Here is a 20,870-nt window from a genome sequence, read left to right as displayed (position 1 = left end):
TTGCAGCGTCAGCGCTGGCCGGCGGGACGCGGATCGATGGAGACGACGACCGACATGCCCGGCCGCAGCACATGCTTGCTGGCCGATTCCCGGTCGAGCGCGATGCGCACCGGCACGCGCTGCACGATCTTCGTGAAATTGCCGGTCGCATTGTCCGGCGGCAGCAGCGTGAAGACCGAACCCGTGCCGCCGGCGATGCCGCTGACCGTGCCGTGGAAGACCTGGTCCGGCAGCGCGTCGACCGTGATCGAGGCGCGATCGCCGATCTTCAAAGGTGCGATCTGCGTTTCCTTGAAGTTGGCGTCGACATAGACCTGATCGAGCGGAACGATCGACATCAGGCGCTTGCCGGCGCTGACCAGATCGCCGAGCTGCAGGTTCGTGCTGGCGACGACACCGTCGATCGGCGCGTTGACCTGGGTGAAGGAGAGATCGCGCTCCGCCTTCTCCTCTGCCACCTTGAGCTCGTCGATCTGGCGGGCGGCCTCGACGCGCTGAGCCTCGAGCACCTTGATGTTGGCATCAGCCTGCACCACGCCGGCTTTCGCGCTGGCGACCGCCGCCACGGCCTGGTCACGCGCCGCGGTCGCGGCATCGAGCGTGGCCTGCGAGCCGTAGGACTTGGCAGCCAGGCTGTTGGCGCGATCATAATCAGCGCTCGTGCGGGTGACTGCCGCTTCAGCCGAACTCTGCTGCGCTTTGGCCTGCGCCAGCGCGGCACGCCCGGCCTCGATCTGGCTATCGATACGCGCGAGCGTGGCGCGCGCCGTCGCCGTCTTGGCGCGGGCGCTCGCCAGCGCGATCTGCCAGTCGCCGGCATCCAGCGTCACCAGCGGCTGACCGGCCTTGACCTCCTGGTTCTGAACCACGGAAACCTTGGCGATATTGGCAGCGAGCTTCGCGGAGATCGTCGCCATTTCGGCGCCGACATAGGCATCGTCGGTCGAGACGATGAAACGGCCGTTGCGCCACCAGTCGATGCCGTACCAGAGGCCGGCACCGAGCGCGACGGCGGCGAGCAGGGTCAGCCCGGCGCGGCGTACGGGGCTGCGCTTCGCAGGAGGCTGCGCCGCCTCGGGCGGGGGGGCCGAGGTGGTTTCCGCCGGCTGGCGCGCCTCAGTGGGATTGGCTGTCTCAAGGGCCGGATCGACCAGCTTCAGGCGGTCGCGGCGCTTATCCGTGATCTCGGCGGACATGGGTTATCCTGATGAGAACAATTCGAACCGTCTGGTTCGATTGCGCTTGAAATAACGCCGGCGATGTTGCATATCAAGTGAAATCGAACTGGGCGGTTCGATTATTTTTGCATGGCCGGGCTGCCCGGCGGAAACAAGCATGACGGACAATATGACGCCGGACCTCAAGCCGGCACGGCGCAACCGGCGGATCGCCGGGACGGACCCGGAGAAACGGCGCCAGATTCTCGATGGAGCTTACCAGGTCTTCACGGCTCGGGGTTTCGACGCCGCCAGCATGAACGATATCGCGGCGGCCGCCAATGTCTCGAAGGGCACGCTCTATGTCTATTTCCAGGACAAGGAGCATCTCTTCGTCGCTCTGATCGAGCGCGAGCGCGACGCGCAGAAGCGCGGCGCCTTCGAGGCGCTCGATCAGGACGAGGATCCGGTGCGCGCGCTGGCGAATTTCGGCCGTTGCCTGGTGCGCATGATCAATTGCGAATTCGCCGTCAGCGCGCACCGCATCGTCATCGGCGTGGCCGAGCGCATGCCCGATATCGGCCGCAGCTTCTATGAGAACGGCCCGATGCAGGGCGCCAGCCTGATCGCCCGCCACCTCGAGCGCATGATCGCCGAAGGCAAGCTCATCCCGATCGCCGACACCCAGCTCGCGGCGGTGCAGTTCGTCGATCTGTGCCAGTCGTCACTGACCCGCCCCCGGCTGTTCAACGCCGTCCGCACTCCTCCCAGCGAAGAGGAGATCGCGCACGTCGTGAACGAGGCCATCGAGATGTTCCTGGCCCGCTACGGCGTCAAGCGCTAGATCATCGTTATCGCACGGACAATCTGGACTTGAGGCGTCTCAGCCCAGAACCTGCTTCGCCCGGATGCGCTCGCGGTGCGCCGTGTAGAGGCCCGAGCTCGCGATGATGACCGCACCAACCAGCGTCCAGGCATCGGGCAGGGCGGCAAACAGGAAGAAGCCGAAAAGCGAGGCCCAGAAGAGCTGGATGTAGGAAAATGGCGCCAGCAGCGATGCGCCCGCGTAACGGAACGCCACGATCACCAGCCAGTGCCCGGCCGTCGAGACCGCGCCGATGAAGAACCCGACCAGGGCGATCTCCCAGGTCGGCGTCACCCAGTGCAGCGGCAGCAGCAGCGTCATCACCAGAGCGCCGAAGACCGTCGAGTAGGTCACGGTCGCGATCGGGCTCTCGGTCCCGCTCATCAGGCGCGTCACGATCAGGGAGAAGGCCCAGCAGAGCGCCGACAGCGCCGGCAGCAACGATGCGAGCTGGAAGCCGGAGCCGCCCGGCCTCACCACGATCAGGACGCCGATCAGGCCCACCACCGTCGCCAGCCAGCGCCGCCAGCCGACCCGCTCACCGAGCATCGGGATCGACAAGGCGGTCACGAACAACGGCGAGACGAAACTCGTCGCGGTCGCATCGGCGATCGGCAGCTGCTTCAGGGCCGATACGAAGAGGATGGACGAACCGATCGCGCCGATGCCGCGCAGCAGATGCAGGCCAGCTCGCCGCGTCCGGAACGAGCCCCAGTCCCGCTTGATCCCGACGATCGCGATCAGGATCGCTCCGGAGATCGCATAGCGCAGCCAGACGATGTGCAGCGCCGGCACGTTCTGCGCGGCGAGATATTTCGAGGCGGCATCACCGGCCGACAGAAAAATCGTCGCCAGCAGCATGACACCGATGCCGAGCAGCGCATTGTCGCGCCGCAGCGATCCGGGCGTGGCCGGATGGGCGGTTTCGGAAACGGGTCCGGGAGGAATAGGACTGGGCACGGCCAGGAAAATCGCGAGAGGAATTGCAGTTTAATCGATTTGGAACCTGCGCCGCTGCGCAAAGATCACAGGCGGCCCATGCAAGACCCGGCTTCAGCGCAGCAAAAAGGCGGGCTTCACGCCCGCCTTCGAAGACGCCTTGAAAATCGGCGAACCCGCTCAGGCCGCCTGCTTGCGCGGCTGGATCAGCTTGCGGTTGACCAGCACCTCGGCGATCTGCACGGCGTTGAGCGCCGCTCCCTTGCGCAGATTGTCGGAAACGCACCAGAAGGCGAGGCCGTTCTCGACCGTCGCGTCCTCGCGGATACGCGAGATATAGGTCGCGTCCTCGCCGGCCGCCTCATGCGGCGTGATGTAGCCGCCGGGTTCGCGCTTATCGATGACGAGGATACCGGGCGCGCTGCGCAGCACCTCGCGCGCCTCATCAGCCGTGATCGGCTTCTCGCACTCGATATTGACGGCTTCCGAATGAGCGATGAAGACCGGCACGCGCACGCAGGTCGCGGTCAGCTTGATCTTCGGGTCGAGGATCTTCTTGGTCTCGACCACCATCTTCCACTCTTCCTTGGTGTAGCCGTCCTCCATGAAGACGTCGATCTGCGGAATCAGGTTGAAGGAGATGCGCTTCGGGAACTTCTTGGTCTGGACCTCGCCGGCCGAGAACACGGCGCGGGTCTGGTTGAAGAGCTCGTCCATGCCCTCCTTGCCGGCGCCGGAAACCGACTGATAGGTCGAGACGACGACGCGCTTGATGCCGAACTTGTCATGCAGCGGCTTCAGCGCGACGACGAGCTGCGCGGTCGAGCAGTTCGGGTTGGCGATGATGTTCATCTTGGTGAAGCCGGCGGTAGCAGCGGCGTTCACCTCGGGCACGATCAGCGGCACGTCGGGGTGGGTGCGCCAGGCTGAGGAATTGTCGATGACGACTGTGCCTTGCGCACCGATCTTCGGCGACCACTCCTTGGAGATTTCGCCGCCCGCCGACATCAGGCAGATGTCGGTGTCCGAGAAGTCGTAATGCTCGAGCGCCTTCACCTTCAGCGTCTTCTCGCCGAAAGAGACCTCGGTGCCGACGGAGCGGGACGAGGCCAGCGCCACCACCTCGCTGACCGGAAAGGCCCGCTCGGCGAGAATGTCCAGCATCTCGCGGCCTACATTGCCGGTAGCGCCGACCACTGCGACCTTGAAGCTCATTGATGTGATCCTTTGCGGATGGATTCGGTTCGGATCTCCCTTTGGGAGCCGCCCCTGCCCCTGTTCCGGGCTGGTTCGGCGATCTACCCCCGCCGGGGGGAGATGGACCCGGAACCGAGGCGAAGCGTCAGCGCGACGTACCGGCTTTCCCGGTCGTCGTTTTGGTCGTGTGTTTCGTCGTCAGGCCGACAGTCACGGAACCAATCCCGAAGGGCTGCAAACTTCGCAAGCGACGCAAGGCTGCGTCGTACGCTGTCAGAACACCGGCCGCGGCAAAAAGTCAATTCCCCTGCTGGACCCGCCTCCCCCGGCGGCGCGCTGCGTTAACCCTGCTTCTTGACCCTGTGTTCATGCTGCCGGCCGAATCCAGCCTCCCGGTAACCTCCGGGCCATCCTCTCGCGGCAGGCTCCCGGTGGGTGTGGAGGATGCGCGGCGGTCGCGCTGCGCGGGAGAGACGGGTTGCGTTCGGTATCCGGTTCAGCGTTGGAAGGCGTCCGTGCACGGCTGGAACAGCTGCGGCCATGGTTCCTTCGTGCGTATGGAACGTGCCGAGTCGCCGGACAGCGCGTTGCCCGCATCGACCTCGTCCCGGCACTGATCACCGCTGCCGATCACAGCGAGCGCTCCGGACGCGCGCTGTGGCGCTGGCTTCGCCTGGTCGTCCCGCAACGCGGCTTTGGTCTGCCCGGCGCCCTGCTCTGGCGGGGCCTGGCTGCGCTGACCGGCCTCGGCATGACCGCAGCGCTCGTCACCGGCCTCTCGGCCAAGGACGAAGACCAGCCGCAACTCGCCAGTCTCACAGCTGCTTCAACCTCCGGCACAGCCGCGCAGCCGGCAGCTCGCCGCGGCAATCTCGGTGCAGCGGATTGGAGCCCGATCCCACGGCCGATCGCGATCTTCGACCTTGCCTCACCCGAGTTCGGCCGCACGGCTCCCAGCTACGAAGCCCGGCGCACGGCCGATGGCCGGCGGGAAGATGTCTTGGCCTTCGCCGCTTTTGCGGACAGCACCCCCCATCTCACGCTTCGGCTGCGCACCGGGCCTCTGGAGCAGTCCGGTGAGCGCTCCTTCACTGTCGACCTCGTTCGCGAGGCTGCACTGCATGCTCTGTCGGTCACGCGCAGCAGCGCACCGGTCGCGATCCAGACGCGTTTCGGCACGTTGGAAACAGCCGATGTCGTTCTCGACGACGGCGGCACGAGCCGCAGTTGCCTCGCCTTCCGCTCCGCCGGAGACATGACGGCGTTTGCGATGAACGGCTGGTGGTGCGCCGCGACCAAGCCGAGCGATCGTCGCCAGCTCGCCTGCCTCATCGATCGGCTCGATCTCGCCAATGCGGCGGGAAATGAGGAACTGCGCGCCACCTTCGCCAAGAGCGAACTCGCGCGTGACCCGGCCTGCACAAAACCGCATCTTGCAGCGAGCGGCCGCAAGGCCTCCTGGCTCGATGTCGACGGCTCCATGCCGGCGCTCCGCGTGAAGACCGCGGCGGCAGAGACGCTGAAAGTCACGCCGCCCGCGCGACCAGCCCGCTCCAAGACGACACACCGGAAGCGCTGAGCCGCCAACGAGGCATCACGCTAACAATGTTGTTAACGGGCCCGCATTAGGCTTTGCTCCGGGTCGAGGATGCTTACATCGAGTGGGTGTCGCCACTCCCGGAGACTGTCGTCATGATGTCGTTCAAGCGCGTTGCCACCGCTCTCACCATCGCTCTGGCGGCATCGACCGTCATGGTGAGCCTGGCCGAAGCGCAGAGCCGCCGCGGGCCGCTGCGGATCACTGTTCAGAAGCGCAGCTATCTCGATGCCGGCAAGGTCGCACCGGTCGGCTCGATGAACCGCTATGCCAGCCAGCATTTCGCCGCCTCGCCGATCTATGTGAGCACCGGCAGCCTCTATGGCGAGGACACCCTGCCCAGCCGCGTCGGTGCCGGCAGCAATCCCTTCGCCAACACGATCGAGTCGCCGCGCTTCTGACGGGCATCATCCCGTGCACGCCGCAGCGTGGAACGCTGCTGCGCAGGCACGGGATGGCAGGTCTTTCTACGGCAGCGCCTTGAGATAGCGCACCGGCCGCCCAGGCGCCGCGGCATTGGCGGCGTGGACGATCGCGTTCGCGTCGATGCCGAAATGCCGGTAAAGATCGGCGACCGTTCCGGTCTGGCCGAAATGCTCGACCCCCAGCGCCTTCTGCCGGTGACCATGGACGCTGCCAAGCCAGGCCAGCGTCGCCGGATGCCCGTCCAGCACCGAGACGATGCCGCAATCGCGCGAAAGTTCGCCGAGCAGCCGTTCGACATGGCTCGTCGCCGCATGGTTGCCGCGCTGGCGCGCCCGTTCCGCAGCCTGCCAGCCGGCATTGAGCCGATCTGCGGAGGTGATGGCGAGCAGCCCGACATCACGTCGGTCCTCGGACAATAATCCGACCGCCTCGATCGCTTCGGGAGCCACCGCGCCGGTATAGGCGATCACGACGGAGGCGTTCGGCCCTGGCTTTCTCAGCCAATAGGCGCCGTCGATGATGTCGCGCTCCAGCTCCGGTGTCATCGCCCGGCTCGGCTGCTCGACCTGGCGAGTCGATAGACGCAGATAGACGGAGCCTCCGGTCTCGTCGCGCAGCCAAGTCCGCTCGTCGGGGTCGCCCTCGCCGTCGCGCTGCATGTAGTCGAAGGACCAGCGCATCATCACCGCGAGTTCGTCGACGAAGGCGGGCTCGAAGGCGCAGAGGCCATCCTGGCTCATCCCGATCAGCGGCGTCGCGATCGACTGGTGCGCCCCGCCTTCCGGCGCCAGCGTCACGCCCGACGGTGTCGCCACCACCATGAAGCGCGCATCCTGGTAGCAGGCATAGTTCAGCGCATCGAGGCCGCGCGAGATGAAGGGGTCGTAGAGCGTGCCGATCGGGATCAGCCGCTCGCCGAAGATCGAGTGCGAAAGGCCGAGCGCCGAGAGATTGATGAACAGGTTCATCTCGGCGATGCCGAGCTCGATATGCTGGCCCTTCGGCGAGAATTCCCATTTCTGCATCGAAGGAATGCGCTCGTCCTTGAAGGTGTCGGCCATCGACGCGCGGGCGAAGAGACCGCGCCGGTTCACCCAGGGGCCGAGATTGGTCGAGACGGTGACGTCCGGCGCCGTCGTGACGATGCGGTCGGCCAGCGGGCCGCCGGCCTTGGCCAGTTCGTCGAGCACCTTGCCGAAGCCCATCTGTGTCGACATGGACGGCTGAATACCCGCCGGTAGCGTCGCTGGCACCGGCAGCTTGGCAGCGGAGAGGCGCCGCCGTCCTTCCGAGAAGAACGGCACCTTGTCGAGAAAGCTTCGGATCTTGCCCTCGGGCATCCCGAGCCCTTCGAACAGATCCCACTCATGACCGGGGCGGATATCGTTCGCCTTGCGGAAGCCGTCGAGCTGCTCCTTGGTCATCAGCCCGGCGTGGTTGTCCTTGTGACCGGCCAGCGGCAGGCCAAAACCCTTCACCGTATAGGCGAGGAAGCAGACCGGCCGGTCATGGCCGATGCTCTCGAAGGCTTCAAGCAGCGACGGCAGGTCATGGCCGCCGAGATTGCACATCAGCTTGGAAAGCTCGTCATCCGAGCGCTTTTCGATCAGCTTGGTCACCGGCCCCTGGTCGCCGAGATCGTCCATCAGCCGCTTGCGCCAGGCGGCGCCACCCTGAAAAGTCAGCACCGAATAGAGCTGGTTCGGGCAGGAATCGATCCAGGCCTTCAGCCGATCGCCGCCCTTTTCCTTGAAGGCCGCCTGCTGCAGCGAGCCGTATTTCAGTGTCACGACATCCCAGCCGAAATTGCGGAACATCGTCTCGAAGCGGTCGTAGAGCCCTTCGCGGATGACGGCGTCGAGCGACTGGCGGTTGTAGTCGATGATCCACCAGGTGTTGCGCAACCCGTGCTTCCAGCCCTCCATCAGGGCCTCGAAGATATTGCCCTCGTCGAGCTCGGCATCGCCGATGAGCGAGACCATCCGACCTTCCGGCCGGTCCTTCGCCCAGCCATGCGCCTTCACGTAATCCTGGGTCAGCGAGGAGAACAGCGTCTGCGCGACGCCAAGGCCGACCGAGCCGGTCGAGAAATCGACATCGTCGATATCCTTGGTACGCGAGGGGTAGCTTTGCGCGCCCTTGTAGCCGCGGAAATTCTCCAGTTTCTCGCGCGTCTGCAACCCCATCAGATAATTGATGGCATGGAAGATCGGCGAGGCGTGCGGTTTCACCGCAACTCGGTCCTGCGGACGCAGCGCTGCCATGTAGAGCGCGGTCATGATGGTGGCGAGCGAGGCCGAGGAGGCCTGATGCCCACCCACCTTCATCCCGTCCTCGTTCGGGCGGATGTGATTGGCGTTATGGATCGTCCAGGAGGCGAGCCAGAGGATCTTCTTCTCCAGCTCGGCGAGGAACGGCAGGCGCGGATCGGTCGTCATGGATTTTGGCTCGAACTCCCCAGAGCTCCGATCATGCACGGATGTTCTGGCTAGGCGAACCAATTTTAAGCGCCAAGGATCCTCGTATTGGCGCTTTCCGCTAAGCATCCCGCCAGTATGGCAGGAAATCGCCAAAATCGGTCGCGCCGGATGCCCGCTATCGATCAATCTGCGCGACACGGTCGAACGCGGCGGCGAAGCCATTGAGCGGCACATTGAAGGAGACCGGCTCGCCATTTGAGAGATTGAGCGCCGCCACCGTCAGGGTCTTGCCCTTCTTCATCGCGTCAGTCGCGACTGTCGGGAAGGAGATCGGCAGCAGGCAGCCTTGCGCCAGGCATGTCGAGAAACGCAGCCCCTGGCCGAGATCCTTGTCGTCGAGCCGCAGCACCGCGCCGTTCTCAAGCTTCATCCCGAACGGCATCAGGATCGTGCCTTCCACCCGCCCTTCCTTCGGCGTCCGCAGCTCGATGGCAAAGACACGTTGGCCAGTTTGGTTGTTGCCTTGCGACTGAACCAGCAGGCAAAGACGCTGGCTGTTGAGGATGCGGCAATCGACTGTCCAGTCGCCATAGGTTTCGTTGATCGCGCTCGCACCGTTCGGCAGCGTCGCAGTCACCGCCGGTTGCCCGACGACCGGGGCGGTCGTTGTGGTCGCAGCGGGCTTGGCCGCTGGACGCGCCTGTTGCGCCCTCACAGGCTGTGCGCCGGACCAGGCAACCGAAAGCAGAAGAGCGGTGGCAGCGGAGCCCAGTGTCAGGCGACGAAGAAAAATCATGGCAGCTCAATTCGGCAGAAGGAATTGAAAGGCGAATAGCAAGGCAACAGGACAGCGTCAAAATCTTATGCGGCAACGCGCGGATAAGTCATCGACTTATGTCGCTTCAGTAAGAACGCAGAATTCGACAAAATTTAAACTTCCGACACTCCGGCGGCCAAGCCGTCTGGCTTTTGCAGGATATGCGCGCGGATCAGCCGCCGCAGCGCTTCCGCGTCGCGTGCGGCTAGCGCCTCGACCATTGCTAGATGCTCGCGGCTCGATTGCTCGATGCGGCTGCGCTTCTGCCATTGCCCGGCGAGCGCCGAAGCGATGCGGCCACGCAGCTCCTGCACCAGCGCACAAAGCTCGGGGTTGCCGCATAACCCCAGCAGGTGCCCATGGAAGGCGATGTTGGCATCATGCAGATCGATGACCGTGCCGTCGAACAGTAGGCTTTCGAAGCGGCGTGCCAGCCTGAGCGCTTCGGCCACATCCTCCTCCCGTACCCGGGCGACGATGCCGTCGACCGCGCCCGTCTCGAGAATGACCCGCACGTCGCGAATCTCCTGCGCCAGCCGCCCGTCGGGCTTGACGACGTGGTAGCCGCGATTGGGCAGGTGAACGACAAGCCGTTTCTGCACCAGCCGGTCGAGCGCTCGCCGCACATCCATGCGCTTGGCGCCGTAGCGCTGCTCGATATCGATCTGCTTGAGCCATTCGCCGGGCGCGAGCGCACCGGAATGGATCTCGTCCGCGAGCGCGTTGGCGAGCGCATCGTGACGGCCGGCACGCGCCTTCGCGCTTGGCCTGCGGCCGGTCTCCTCCCTCGCCTCGCCGTTCGACATCGTCGCCTCATGCACTGTTGGGCCGACCCCCTTGCGCCCGGCTCGGCTTGTCCGGCTATCACCCATATGTGAAAAATTGGCGCCAATACAGATGGCCCAGCGCCCGGAACAGGAGCCCCCATGAGCAGCAGCAAGGACGCCAGCAACAGCAAGGAAGTCTGGCGGCGCATCGACGACAAGTCGCCGGATTATTTCGCGCTGTCCGATCGCATCTGGCACATGCCCGAGCTCAACTACCAGGAAGTCCGCTCCGCCGCCGAACACCGCACCATGCTGGAACGCGAAGGCTTCCGCATCACCGAGAATGTCGCCGGCCTGCCGACCGCGCTGATCGGCGAAGCCGGAGAAGACGGCCCGGTCATTGCCATCATGGGCGAATACGATGCCCTGCCCGGCCTGAGCCAGGAAGCCGGCGTCACCGCCGCGACACCGATCGAGAAGGGCGGCAACGGCCATGGCTGCGGCCACAATATGCTGGGTTCTGCTTCGCTCCTGGCCGCAGCGGCCGTGAAGGACTACCTGGCGGCCAACGGCCTCAAGGGCCGGGTGCGCTATTATGGCTGCCCTGCCGAGGAAGGCGGCTCCGCCAAGGGCTTCATGGTCCGAGCCGGCGCCTTCGACGATGTCGACATCGCGCTGTGCTGGCACCCGGCCTCGTTCACCGGCGTCAACCGGCCGTTCTCGCTGGCCTGTGTCGAAATCGAATACACCTTCACCGGCCGCGCCTCTCATGCCGCCGCCGCGCCGCATCTCGGCCGCTCGGCGCTGGATGCCGTCGAGCTGATGCATATCGGCGTCAACTACATGCGCGAGCACATGCCTTCGACAGCACGCGTGCACTACGCCATCATCAATCCCGGCGGCATCGCCCCGAACGTCGTGCAAGCGACGGCCACGACGCGCCAGCTCATTCGCGCCGCGACGCTCTCGGAGATGTGGGACCTCGTTGCGCGCGTGAAGAAGATCGCCGAGGGCGCCGCGCTGATGAGCGAGACCTCCGTCTCCATCAAGCAGCTCTCCGGCGACGCCAATCTCATCGGCAACGGCCCGCTCGAAGAAGCGATGCACGCCAATCTGCAGGCTCTGGGTGGGCCCGGCTTCGACGCGGCCGATCAGGCCTTCGCGGCTGGCTTCCAGAAGACGCTGAGTGCCGAGGACATTGCCTCATCCTACTCCCGCCTCGGCCTGAAGCCGAAAGACGGGGAAGCGCTGAGCGACGAGATCTACCCTCTCGGCGCCGGCAGCGACACTTCGGTCGGCTCGACCGATGTCGGCACGGTGAGCTGGGTGGTTCCCACCGTGCAGTGCCGCACCGCCTGTTATGCCATCGGTACGCCCGGCCATTCCTGGCAGCTCGTCGCGCAGGGCTTGGCTCCTGCGGCACATAAGGGCCTGGCCCTGGCCGCCAAGGCCATGGCCGGCGTTGCGACCGACGTGCTGAACGATCCCGCCCTGCTGAAAGCGGCGAAGGACGAGTTCGCGGCGTTCCGCGCCAGGAATCCCTTCGCCAACCCGATCACCGACGATGTCGAGCCGCCGCTCGACATGGCCGCTCACTGAGACGGGTCGTCCGCCCGGTCTCGCGTCCCATCGGGGCCGGGCGGACGCGTTGCCCTGAACTCCTCGACCGCGGCGGCAGCAAGATCGGTGACCGATGCCGGGCGTTCGCCGATAAGGCGCAGCACGATTCGCCCGAGCCGGGCCTTGGCGTCGGATTCCAGCTCCGGATCGAGGCGGTCGTCATGGTCCAACGCCGCCCAGGCGCGGGCATGGACCGCTTCGGCGACGAGCAGTTCCTTGGAGTTCAGGACTCCGGGAAAGCTGAAAGGGCGGCTCGGCATCAAACTGTCAGGCATGAATTGGTCAGGCATGGTCACGCGGCCGATATAAGGTCCGTGTCGGTCAGGGCAACCCGCCTCCTCGGTCACCCCGCGCCCTAGCGAGGCGGTCAGGCCGATCCATCTATCTGTTATCGCATCGGATCTTCCCGAAAATCGCTTCTGCTTTTTCGGTTCGGTGCCTTTGTCGCAGTCACCCGCGCGGAGGCTTGTCCACCGCCCGTCGCGCCACCAGCTCACGCAGCGCCACGGCCAGAAGCTGCGCCGGTAGCGGCAGCACGGTGTCGATGCGCGTCGTCAATCCGACTGGCCCCAGCGTGTCAGCCGTCTCGGCCGGGAGCACCGCAAGCCAGCCCGTCCCGACATCCTCGGCGACGACGCCTTCCGAGATGAACCAGATCCCGTCGCTCAGGCGCAGATAATTGCGCGCGAAGGCGTCGGAGACCGTCTCGATCACGCCAGCCGTCGGCCGCAGTGCATGGGTGACGAGATAGCGTTCCACCGTCGAGCTGATCACCGATCCCGGCGGCGGCAGCAGCCACTGATACCGAGCGACACTCGCCATGTCGAAAGGCGACGCTGCCAGAAGCGGGTGGTGCGGCCTGACCACCAGCGCGACCCGCTCGGAATAAAGATGCTCGAAGGCGAAGCCCCGCATGGTCTCCGGATCGGGCATGCGGCCGATGACAAGATCGAGATCGCCGAGTCTGAGCTGAGACATCAATACGTCGTTGGGACCAGTCACGACTCGCGGCCGCATTGCGCCATAACGTGTCATGACCTCCGCAAGCGCCCGCGGCAGGACATGGGCGGACACGGTCGGCAAGGCCCCGACGGAGAAGGCGATATCGGTATTCGCGCCATCGTCCCCGACCATGCTGACGCCTTGCTTCAGCGCTGTCAGACTCGCTCCGGCATAGCGGAAGAACACCTCGCCTGGCCCGGTCAGCATCATCGGCCGGCGATTCGGCTCGAACAGCGTGGCGCCGAGCATATCTTCCAGTTCCTGGACGGTTTTGGACACCGCGGGCTGGCTCAGCCCGAGCAATGCCGCCGCCTTCACGACGCTCTTCAGCCGCGCCACTTCGAGGAATGACACCAGATGGCGCAGCTTGATTCGCCCGTTCAGCGGATGAAGGCGCGGCGTTGTCACGTCCAGAATAACCCTGAAGTTAATCGAAAGCCTTGAAGAGCGATCCAGCATAGCCGTTCGCGCAAGGGAAAGGGAGACATTGCCACCTCGGCTTCGAACAGCACGGCCTCGTCACCCCTCGGCTGCGACAGGCTGCCTCCTGCGGCATCGTGGGGCACACCGCCGAGTTGGCCGCGCGGCCCCGAGAGGATATGGTGCGCCATCTTGCGCGACGACGTCCACACAACCGGCTATCCGGCCCTCTGCGCCTCCTGCGAGGCGCGACATCGCGGCATTTGCGGTGCGTTGACGGCCGAGCAGCTCACCCTGCTCGCCAAATCGTCCTCGAAGCGGAAGGCGGGCGAGGGTTCCGAGCTCATCGGGGATGCGCAGAATGTCGAGAGCTATTCGAACGTTCTCTCCGGCGTCGTGAAGCTGACCAAGATGCTCTCCGACGGCCGACAGCAGATCGTCGGGCTTCAGTTCGCACCGGATTTCGTCGGCCGGCCCTTCAGGACCGAGAGCACCCTCGCCGCCGAGGCTGCGACCGATGTCGAGCTTTGCTCCTTCCCGCGCGCGGCCGTCGAGCGGATGATGACCGAGCAGCCCGATCTGGAGCATCGCCTGCTGCGGCAGACCCTGAAGGAGCTCGACCAGGCTCGCGACTGGATGCTGACGCTGGGCCGCAAGACCGCGACGGAGAAGGTTGCGAGCTTCATCCTGATGATCGCACGCAATATCGACCCGACGATGAAGCCGGAACAGCGCACCATCGCCTTCGACTTGCCGCTGTCGCGAGCCGAGATCGCGGATTTCCTCGGCCTCACCATCGAGACCGTCAGCCGGCAGTTCACACGCCTGCGAACCGAGGGCGTCATCCGCATCGAGCATAACCGCCACGTCATCCTCGACGACATCCGCAAGCTTGCCGCCTGCTCCGGCGATTGAGCCGATCAGCGCTCACCCACCCCCGGGGAGCACGGTCAGGATGCAATCCTGCTCGAAGGCGATGTGCCTCCGCATCGAATCGAACAGCGCCCGCAGCATGTAGCCGAACGCCTCGGGGTTCGCGATCGGCCGCCCCTCGCCATAGGCCAGCAGGGCCTCGCTGAGGTCTTCGGCGGCACAGCGATCCTGCATGTGCTCCGCCTTGAGGCGGCTCACGATGACAGCGTTGCGCTGCGAGATCGCGAAGACGGGGAAGACGTATTGCTCCTCGAAGCGATGGCAGGCTTCGATCAGCGGAAGGAGGCTGTTCGCAAGCATCAGGCAGCGCAGCCTGTCGACATGAGCGGGCAGATCGTCCGCGAGCCTCTCCAGTGCCTCACAGACCTCCAGCATCCGGGCATGTCCCCGCGCCATGTCGATTCGCGGGATGAAGCCGGGCTCGCGTCCGGCTCCGCTCCACTCGCCCCCGACCGGCTGCCGTGTCATGGCCGCCGCATCACGGCGTCGGCAGCGAGACGGCCTCGTGCGTCGGCTCGTCGCGCACGGTGCGCAGCTCGTACCACAGCGCGTTCAGGATGCCGACGGAAGCAGCGAGGCCAAGGCCGAGAATCCAGGCGAAATACCACATGGTGCGTTCACTCCTGTCCGGTTCAGTAGGCCGAATGTCCGGCGTCCTCGACGCTCTTCTCGGTGACCTTGCCCCACAGCACGCTGTAGACCCAGGCGGTGTAGGCCAGGATCAACGGCATGAAGATCGCCGTCGCCAGCAGCATGTTGCGCAGCGTGGCGCGGCTCGACGAGGCGTCGAACACCGCGAGCGAATGACCGGGATTGCTGCTCGATGGCAGCAGGATCGGGAACATTGCCACGCCGACCGTCGCCACGATCATGGCGACAGCGAGCTTGGAGGCGAGGAAGGTCAGCCCCTCCCAGCGCGCCCGGAAACCGATGAGAGCGATGAGCGGCGCAGCGACACCCAGTGCCGGCACGATCCAGAGCAGTGGATGTGCCTGGAAATTCGACAGCCATGCGGCGGGGTCGGCAACGACGGTCTTGAGCAGCGGGTTGGACGGACCGTCCCAGACGATCGGCGAGGTGACCTTGTAGCCGCCGAGCAGACCGAGTTGCACGAGCAGGCCACCTCCGGCGAACAGCACGGTCGTCAACAGGGCCGCGAGCGTCCCGAAGTTCCGTGCCCGCTCGGCGACGGGTCCGTCGGCCTTGAAGGCGAGCCAGGCAGCGCCGTGCATCGTCAGCATCGCCAGCGACACCAGCCCGCAATAGAGCGCAGCCGGGTTGAGCAGACCGATGAGGTTGCCCTCGTAGATCGGCCGCAGATCCGGCATGAAGTGGAAGGGCACGCCCTGCAACGTGTTGCCGACCGCGACGCCGAAGATCAGCGCCGGAACAGCTCCGCCGATGAACAGCGCCCAGTCCCAGCGCTCCCTCCAAACGGGATCCGGCTTCTTGGAACGATATTTGAAGCCGACGGGCCGCAGGATCAGCGCGCTCAGCACCAAGAACATCGCGAGATAGAATCCCGAGAAGCTGACCGCGTAGAGCGCCGGCCAAGCGGCGAAGATCGCTCCGCCACCGAGGATGAACCAGACCTGGTTGCCTTCCCAGACCGGGCCGACGGTGTTGATCGCCACCCGGCGCTCGATGTCTTCCTTGGCGACGAAGGGCAGCAACGTGCCGACGCCCAGATCGAAGCCGTCCATCACGGCGAAGCCGATGAGCAGGACGCCGAGCAGCACCCACCAGATCAGCCGCAACACTTCATAGGAGAACAGGAAATCGATCATCGTCGTGATCCTTTGCCGGGCTGCGGGTCATTCGGCCGGATAGGGGGCGACCGGGCGCTGGCCCGGGGCGCCGGGCCGCAGCCCCTCCATGACCAAGGCGATCTCCGGCCCCTTGCGGATGGCGGCCAACATCAGCCTGACCTCGATGACGGCGAGTGTGCCGTAGAGCAGCGTGAAGCCGGCGATGGTGAGCAACAGGTTGTAGACGCCAAGCTGCGAGGTCGCGAGGAAGGTCGGCAGCACTCCTTCGATGACCCAGGGCTGCCGACCGAACTCGGCGACGAACCAGCCGACCTCGATCGCGATCCAGGGCAAGGGCATCGCGAGCAGTGCCATGCGGAACAGCCAGCGCGGCGCCTCGGCTTCGCGGATCGTATGCCACAGCGAGATCGCGAAGACGGCGAGGAGGACAAAGCCGCACAGCACCATCAGGCGGAAGCCGAAGAACAGCCACGGTACTCCCGGCACGGTCGACCAGGCAGCATCCTTGATGTTCTGCTCGGTCGCCTGCCGGGGATCGGCGATGAAGCGCTTGAGCAGCAGCGCATAGCCGAGATCATGCGAGGAAGCCTTGAAAGCCGCGCGAGCCACGCCGTCGTTCCGGTCGGCCTTGAGTTTCTCCAGTGCGTCGTAGGCGATCAGCCCGTCGCGAATGCGCGCCTCCGCCCGCTGCACGAGTTCATTGATGCCAGGGATCGGAGTATCGACCGAGCGTGTGCCGATCAGGCCCATTACCCACGGGATATGGATCGCGAAATGGGTCTTGCGATCGGTCAGGCTCGGAATGCCGATGGCGGTGAACGAGGCCGGCGGCGGCTCGGTCTCCCACATCGCCTCGATCGCCGCGAGCTTCATCTTCTGGTTGTCGGTGAGTGCGTAGCCACTCTCGTCGCCGAGCACGATGACCGACAGTGCCGAGGCGAGGCCGAAGGCCGAGGCTATGACGAAGGAGCGCTTCGCCAGCTGGATGTGCCGGCCGCGCAGCATGTACCACCCCGAGACGCCGAGCACGAAGGTGGCAGCGCAGACATAGCCGGCGGAGACGGTGTGGACGAACTTCGCCTGCGCAACGGGGTTGAAGATCACCGCCGTGAAATCGGTAACCTCCATCCGCATCGTATCGATGTTGAAGGCGGCGCCGACCGGATTCTGCATCCAGCCATTGGCGATCAGGATCCACAGCGCCGAGAAATTCGTGCCCAGCGCCATCAACCAGGTCACGATCAGATGCGCGCGCGGCGACAGTCTGTCCCAGCCGAAGAAGAACAGGCCGACGAAAGTCGCTTCGAGGAAGAAGGCCATCAGGCCCTCGATCGCCAGCGGCGCGCCGAAGACGTCGCCGACGTAATGCGAATAGTAGGCCCAGTTCATGCCGAACTGGAATTCCATGGTGATGCCGGTCGCGACACCAAGCGCGAAGTTGATGCCGAACAGCACGCCCCAGAACTTGGTCATGTCGCGCCAGATCGTCCGGCCGGTCATGACATAGACCGTTTCCATCATCGCGATCAGGATGGAGAGGCCGAGCGTCAGCGGCACGAAGAGGAAATGGTAGAGAGCCGTCAGCGCGAACTGGAGGCGCGACAACTCGACGAGAAGCGGATCGACCATGGCAGCATCCTTTCGGGACGCTTCCTTATATCCCAATCTCCGCCGCGCTTCTTGACCTCGATCAAGAGCGCAGGACCAACGCCGTGCAAAAGAAGGGACATGGAGCAGCCCGCCATCCCTGAGGAGCGGCCAGACCGCGAAAGCAACGCCGGAGATGCCTTCGCTGCGCTCGATCGGGCGCGCGGGCTCGGCGCCGAAAGGTTCAGGCGCCTGCTCGCTTGGCAGCTGACGCGCACGGCGCTGCGACTAGCCGCTTCGGGACTGATGGCCTGGCTCTTCGGCCTCTTGATCATGGGACAGGCCTTCGCGCCCTGGCTCTTGATCGCCATCGCAGCAGCCATCCTCGGGGCGGCGCTCGCCAGCCTGTTGGCTGATCGCGCCCAGGCTCTCGCGGAGACGGAGGTTTCGATTGCGCTCCGCGATTCCGCTATCGCGAGGTTGCAGACCATGCCTGCGCGGCTCCTGCATGCCCACTCGGCCGGCGGCGTCACGGTCGGTCTCCAACGCCACCCCGAGGCGGTCGCGAGCCTCGTTATCGGCCATCGCGTCGCCAGTCTGATGATGGCTGTCGGCCCGCTCATGGCAGCGACGGTCCTCGCCATCGTCTCCTGGCAGGCAGCGCTGCTCGTCCTCATCCTGACCCCGGTGATGATTCTCTTCTTCGTGATGGTCGGCCAGACCATCCGCAGCCGCGCCGATGCACAGGAAAGAGCCTTCAGCCACCTCGCCGGCCAGTTCGCCGATCGCATCCGCACGCTGCCGACCATTCTCGCCAACGACGCCCTGCCCGTGGAGGAAGCCAAGCTCGCCGGCCGGCTCGACGCCTATGTCGGCAAGACCATGGGCGTCCTGCGCGTCGCCTTCCTCAATGCCGGGCTGATCGACTTCTTCGCCTCGCTCTCGATCGCGATGCTCGCCGTCTTCCTCGGCCTCGGCCATCTCAGGCTCGCGACCATTCCCGGCTTTTCGAATCTGGAGCTCTGGCAGAGTCTCTTCATCCTGATGATCGCGCCGGACTATTTCGCGCCCTTCCGGCGCTTCTCCGAGCAGTATCATGCCAAAGCCGAGGGGCTCGCCGCTGCAGCCGCTCTCGATCGCCTCCTGGATGCGGATCATGTGCCCGCGCCCCGCCTGCCGGCCGTCGAACGGGCATTGGCCGAGCTCGTGCTTCCCGAGCGCGGGCTCGTTGTCATCTCCGGCCCGAGCGGCGCCGGCAAGTCCACTCTGCTGCGCCGGCTCGCGGGACTTGAAGCCGGACCGACACCTGCGCCTTCGAGGATGCTGCCGACCTGCATCTGGGTCGCGACCGACAGCTTCGTCACCGACGGCTCGCTGGCACAAGCTATCGCGGAAGACCTTGAATCTTCCGCTGCCACCCCTCTGCACGAAGCAGCCGCCCGTATCGGCTTGCTCGACGATGATCTGCTGCCCGGCGGCCTCTCAGCGCGGATCATCGATGGTGGTGCGAACCTGTCCGGTGGGCAGAGACTGCGCATCGCGTTGGCACGCGCCCAGGTGAGCGAGCGCCCGGTCATCGCCGATGAGCCGACGGCCAAGCTCGACCCGGCGACGGCCAAAGCGGTGCGTGGGGCCCTGCTCGATATGGCAAAAAGCCGGCTCGTCATTGTCGCGAGCCACGACCCCGCGCTCATCGCTCTCGCCAACCGCGGCATTGCGCTCCACGCGGCCCCGTCCCTGGAGACGGCAGCATGAGCGATCTCTCACCGACCCGGAGCGCGAAGGCGCGCAAGCTCTGGCGCTACGCCTTTACCCTCGCCGTCATGGCGCTCCTCTGCGGCGTGCTGCTCGGCGGGCTCTCCGCCTGGTTCCTCGGCTCGGTCGCGATCGCAGGGCTGACGGCTGCTGCCTACAGTTTCAATTTCCACGTTCCGGCCGCGCTAGTGCGGCTCTTCGCTGTTGGCCGGACCGCGGCCCGCTATGGCGAGCGCCTGACTGGCCATCACGCGGCGCTGACCGACCAGACGACGCACAGGGTCGCATTGTTCACGGCGATGGCTGCGGCCTCCACCGTTCGCAGTGCCGGCTGGCAGCTCGCCGATCAGGCACGGTTGGCGGACTATCTCGACGATGTCGAGGATCTCGACTTCGCCAGGCTGCGCGCCGACCTTCCTGGCCTGCTCCTGGCCGCCGGCCTGGTCGCTGCCCTGGTGGCCACGGCTTTGATCGCCCCGCTCGCCCTCATACCCATCGCCGTGTTGCTGACCGCGCTCATCATCGCTGCGCGCCATCTCGCACGAACCGGCGCGGCCAGTTGGGCGCAGGCTCGCGGATCGCGGCGTGAAGGCGCTCAGGAGTTCGGGAGCGCAATGGCGTCGGTCGTTCCGCTTCAGGCCGAACGGAAATGGGCTGCCTATTGCGCCGCGGCACTCGACCACTTCTCGCGAGCCGATCGGGCCGAGCGCACCTTGCGGCTCGCGCAATCCGGCCTCGATGCGCTGGCTTCACTGCTCGGCCCTGTCGCCGCCATCAGCGTCTTCGCCGCCGCCTGGCAGGGCGGAGCGCGGAGCGAAGCCCTGCTGATCCCCGCCTTCCTCGCCTTTTCCTGGATCGCGCTGGCCGAGGCTGCGCAAGGTGCGTCACGCATGGTCGTCGCGACGCTGCGCCGCCGTGCCGCAAAAGAAGCGATCGACCGTTGGGTCGGAATGGCAGAACAACCGGCCGAGCGGGTACAATTGCCCGCGCGGCTCCAGACACTCCGGAGTGCGACCTTGCAACGTCGCGCCCCGGATGATCGACCACTCGACGGCATTCTCGCGCTTTCGTTGCGGGCCGGGCGGCCAACGATCCTCATCGGTGCAAGCGGCGCCGGCAAGACCAGCCTGCTCAAGCAGATCGCGGGCTGGACCGGCGAGGACATTTTGCAAAGTGAAGCAGGCCCGGTATCGGCAGCAGAGCGGCAGGCAATGGCCATGTTCTGCCCGCACGACGCGGCGATCCTGGCCGACACGGTGCGCGCCAATCTCTTCGCTCTCAGCGCGTCCGATGACGAGCACTGGCGGGCGCTAGAAGCCGTCGAGCTGGCCGAGCGCATCCGCACGGCCGGTGGCTTGGACGGCTGGATCACGCAGGACATCCTTTCGCTCGGCGAGGCGCAGCGATTGAACCTCGCCCGCGCCTGGCTCTCCGAGAAGCCGCTCGTGCTGCTCGACGAGCCGACGGAGCATCTGCGCGCCGATCAAGGGCTTCGCATTCTGACGCGTCTCATCGATCGCCTGCACGATCGGATCGTGGTGATGTCGAGCCATGGCGTCGCCACCTTGCCCAGCACCGAGACGATCCGGCTCTGACGAA

General features: G+C 65.6%; 19 protein-coding genes. 7 read left to right on the top strand and 12 right to left on the bottom strand.

Annotated elements, in window-relative coordinates; all coding sequences use genetic code 11:
• Nucleotides 1-8 precede the first annotated feature (8 nt).
• The gene (locus CE453_RS06665) at nt 9-1,196 is read right to left on the bottom strand and encodes an HlyD family secretion protein (RefSeq protein ID WP_089173871.1); all 1,188 of its coding nucleotides are present in this window, start codon (nt 1,194-1,196) and stop codon (nt 9-11) included.
• A 139-nt stretch (nt 1,197-1,335) separates the two neighbouring features.
• Between CE453_RS06665 and CE453_RS06660 the strand changes: the two genes are divergently transcribed.
• Complete coding sequence (locus CE453_RS06660; RefSeq protein ID WP_089173870.1) at nt 1,336-2,001, top strand: TetR/AcrR family transcriptional regulator; 666 nt, start codon at nt 1,336-1,338, stop codon at nt 1,999-2,001.
• A 39-nt stretch (nt 2,002-2,040) separates the two neighbouring features.
• On the opposite strand, the gene CE453_RS06655 is transcribed toward CE453_RS06660, so the two are convergent.
• Nucleotides 2,041-2,982: a DMT family transporter gene (locus CE453_RS06655; protein ID WP_248307981.1), complete on the bottom strand. Its 942-nt coding sequence runs from the start codon at nt 2,980-2,982 to the stop codon at nt 2,041-2,043.
• A 159-nt stretch (nt 2,983-3,141) separates the two neighbouring features.
• Nucleotides 3,142-4,176 carry an aspartate-semialdehyde dehydrogenase gene (locus CE453_RS06650; protein ID WP_089173868.1) on the bottom strand — a complete coding sequence of 345 codons (1,035 nt, stop codon included), beginning with the start codon at nt 4,174-4,176 and terminating at the stop codon, nt 3,142-3,144.
• Between the two features lie 460 nt (nt 4,177-4,636).
• Here CE453_RS06650 and CE453_RS06645 point away from each other — a divergent pair, with 460 nt between their 5' ends.
• Both CE453_RS06645 and CE453_RS06640 read left to right on the top strand, forming a co-directional pair.
• Nucleotides 4,637-5,737 (top strand): hypothetical protein, encoded by a 1,101-nt coding sequence (locus CE453_RS06645; RefSeq protein WP_157732924.1) that lies wholly within the window; start codon nt 4,637-4,639, stop codon nt 5,735-5,737.
• A 113-nt stretch (nt 5,738-5,850) separates the two neighbouring features.
• On the top strand, nt 5,851-6,156 hold the full coding sequence (locus CE453_RS06640; protein WP_089173866.1) for a hypothetical protein: 306 nt from the start codon (nt 5,851-5,853) through the stop codon (nt 6,154-6,156).
• 66 nt (nt 6,157-6,222) lie between these two features.
• Here the strand turns inward: CE453_RS06640 and CE453_RS06635 are convergent, their stop codons facing one another.
• The 3 genes from CE453_RS06635 to CE453_RS06625 form a co-directional block, all read right to left on the bottom strand.
• Nucleotides 6,223-8,619 (bottom strand): transketolase-like TK C-terminal-containing protein, encoded by a 2,397-nt coding sequence (locus CE453_RS06635; protein WP_089173865.1) that lies wholly within the window; start codon nt 8,617-8,619, stop codon nt 6,223-6,225.
• Between the two features lie 157 nt (nt 8,620-8,776).
• Nucleotides 8,777-9,397: an invasion associated locus B family protein gene (locus CE453_RS06630; protein ID WP_089173864.1), complete on the bottom strand. Its 621-nt coding sequence runs from the start codon at nt 9,395-9,397 to the stop codon at nt 8,777-8,779.
• A gap of 134 nt (nt 9,398-9,531) precedes the next feature.
• A complete protein-coding gene (locus CE453_RS06625; RefSeq protein ID WP_089173863.1) occupies nt 9,532-10,224 on the bottom strand; it encodes a GntR family transcriptional regulator in 693 nt (230 codons plus the stop codon).
• 120 nt (nt 10,225-10,344) lie between these two features.
• On the opposite strand from CE453_RS06625, the gene CE453_RS06620 reads away from it, so the two are divergent.
• Nucleotides 10,345-11,784, top strand: coding sequence for an amidohydrolase (locus CE453_RS06620; RefSeq protein WP_089173862.1), 1,440 nt, complete (start codon nt 10,345-10,347; stop codon nt 11,782-11,784).
• On the opposite strand, the gene CE453_RS06615 is transcribed toward CE453_RS06620, so the two are convergent.
• Entirely contained in the window at nt 11,778-12,065 is a 288-nt protein-coding gene (locus CE453_RS06615; RefSeq protein WP_089173861.1) for a hypothetical protein, read from the bottom strand. The genes CE453_RS06620 and CE453_RS06615 overlap by 7 nt on opposite strands.
• 190 nt (nt 12,066-12,255) lie before the next feature.
• The gene (gene pcaQ, locus CE453_RS06610; protein ID WP_248307980.1) at nt 12,256-13,215 is read right to left on the bottom strand and encodes a pca operon transcription factor PcaQ; all 960 of its coding nucleotides are present in this window, start codon (nt 13,213-13,215) and stop codon (nt 12,256-12,258) included.
• Between the two features lie 204 nt (nt 13,216-13,419).
• Between pcaQ and CE453_RS06605 the strand changes: the two genes are divergently transcribed.
• Nucleotides 13,420-14,142, top strand: coding sequence for a Crp/Fnr family transcriptional regulator (locus tag CE453_RS06605; RefSeq protein WP_349236636.1), 723 nt, complete (start codon nt 13,420-13,422; stop codon nt 14,140-14,142).
• 12 nt (nt 14,143-14,154) lie between these two features.
• Here the strand turns inward: CE453_RS06605 and CE453_RS06600 are convergent, their stop codons facing one another.
• Genes CE453_RS06600 through CE453_RS06585 form a run of 4 tightly spaced genes read right to left on the bottom strand, consistent with a single transcriptional unit; the run spans nt 14,155 to nt 17,558 of the window.
• Entirely contained in the window at nt 14,155-14,628 is a 474-nt protein-coding gene (locus tag CE453_RS06600; RefSeq protein WP_248307979.1) for a hemerythrin domain-containing protein, read from the bottom strand.
• A 10-nt stretch (nt 14,629-14,638) separates the two neighbouring features.
• Nucleotides 14,639-14,770, bottom strand: a complete 132-nt coding sequence (gene cydX, locus CE453_RS06595) for a cytochrome bd-I oxidase subunit CydX (RefSeq protein ID WP_089173858.1) — start codon at nt 14,768-14,770, stop codon at nt 14,639-14,641.
• Nucleotides 14,771-14,792: 22 nt separating this feature from the next.
• A complete protein-coding gene (cydB, locus tag CE453_RS06590; protein ID WP_089173857.1) occupies nt 14,793-15,947 on the bottom strand; it encodes a cytochrome d ubiquinol oxidase subunit II in 1,155 nt (384 codons plus the stop codon).
• Nucleotides 15,948-15,974: 27 nt separating this feature from the next.
• Nucleotides 15,975-17,558, bottom strand: coding sequence for a cytochrome ubiquinol oxidase subunit I (locus tag CE453_RS06585; protein ID WP_089173856.1), 1,584 nt, complete (start codon nt 17,556-17,558; stop codon nt 15,975-15,977).
• A 99-nt stretch (nt 17,559-17,657) separates the two neighbouring features.
• Here CE453_RS06585 and CE453_RS28460 point away from each other — a divergent pair, with 99 nt between their 5' ends.
• Nucleotides 17,658-19,271, top strand: a complete 1,614-nt coding sequence (locus CE453_RS28460; RefSeq protein WP_198302285.1) for an ABC transporter transmembrane domain-containing protein — start codon at nt 17,658-17,660, stop codon at nt 19,269-19,271.
• Nucleotides 19,268-20,866 carry an ATP-binding cassette domain-containing protein gene (locus CE453_RS06570; RefSeq protein ID WP_089173854.1) on the top strand — a complete coding sequence of 533 codons (1,599 nt, stop codon included), beginning with the start codon at nt 19,268-19,270 and terminating at the stop codon, nt 20,864-20,866. Before CE453_RS28460 ends, CE453_RS06570 begins: the two co-directional genes overlap by 4 nt.
• Nucleotides 20,867-20,870 lie beyond the last annotated feature (4 nt).

Source organism: Bosea sp. AS-1 (assembly GCF_002220095.1).
In the GTDB taxonomy this organism is placed as follows: domain Bacteria; phylum Pseudomonadota; class Alphaproteobacteria; order Rhizobiales; family Beijerinckiaceae; genus Allobosea.
The sequence above is the reverse complement of the archived record's forward strand: the minus strand, read 5'-3'. Positions and strand labels throughout refer to the sequence as shown.

What these genes read in the sequence shown, in the direction of transcription:
- CE453_RS06665 (WP_089173871.1), bottom strand. Translation starts at nt 1,196, where the DNA reads ATGTCCGCCGAGATCACGGATAAGCGCCGCGACCGCCTGAAGCTGGTC.
- CE453_RS06660 (WP_089173870.1), top strand. Translation starts at nt 1,336, where the DNA reads ATGACGGACAATATGACGCCGGACCTCAAGCCGGCACGGCGCAACCGG.
- CE453_RS06650 (WP_089173868.1), bottom strand. Translation starts at nt 4,176, where the DNA reads ATGAGCTTCAAGGTCGCAGTGGTCGGCGCTACCGGCAATGTAGGCCGC.
- CE453_RS06640 (WP_089173866.1), top strand. Translation starts at nt 5,851, where the DNA reads ATGATGTCGTTCAAGCGCGTTGCCACCGCTCTCACCATCGCTCTGGCG.
- CE453_RS06635 (WP_089173865.1), bottom strand. Translation starts at nt 8,619, where the DNA reads ATGACGACCGATCCGCGCCTGCCGTTCCTCGCCGAGCTGGAGAAGAAG.
- CE453_RS06630 (WP_089173864.1), bottom strand. Translation starts at nt 9,397, where the DNA reads ATGATTTTTCTTCGTCGCCTGACACTGGGCTCCGCTGCCACCGCTCTT.
- CE453_RS06625 (WP_089173863.1), bottom strand. Translation starts at nt 10,224, where the DNA reads ATGTCGAACGGCGAGGCGAGGGAGGAGACCGGCCGCAGGCCAAGCGCG.
- CE453_RS06620 (WP_089173862.1), top strand. Translation starts at nt 10,345, where the DNA reads ATGAGCAGCAGCAAGGACGCCAGCAACAGCAAGGAAGTCTGGCGGCGC.
- CE453_RS06615 (WP_089173861.1), bottom strand. Translation starts at nt 12,065, where the DNA reads ATGCCGAGCCGCCCTTTCAGCTTTCCCGGAGTCCTGAACTCCAAGGAA.
- CE453_RS06600 (WP_248307979.1), bottom strand. Translation starts at nt 14,628, where the DNA reads ATGACACGGCAGCCGGTCGGGGGCGAGTGGAGCGGAGCCGGACGCGAG.
- cydX (WP_089173858.1), bottom strand. Translation starts at nt 14,770, where the DNA reads ATGTGGTATTTCGCCTGGATTCTCGGCCTTGGCCTCGCTGCTTCCGTC.
- cydB (WP_089173857.1), bottom strand. Translation starts at nt 15,947, where the DNA reads ATGATCGATTTCCTGTTCTCCTATGAAGTGTTGCGGCTGATCTGGTGG.
- CE453_RS06585 (WP_089173856.1), bottom strand. Translation starts at nt 17,558, where the DNA reads ATGGTCGATCCGCTTCTCGTCGAGTTGTCGCGCCTCCAGTTCGCGCTG.
- CE453_RS28460 (WP_198302285.1), top strand. Translation starts at nt 17,658, where the DNA reads ATGGAGCAGCCCGCCATCCCTGAGGAGCGGCCAGACCGCGAAAGCAAC.
- CE453_RS06570 (WP_089173854.1), top strand. Translation starts at nt 19,268, where the DNA reads ATGAGCGATCTCTCACCGACCCGGAGCGCGAAGGCGCGCAAGCTCTGG.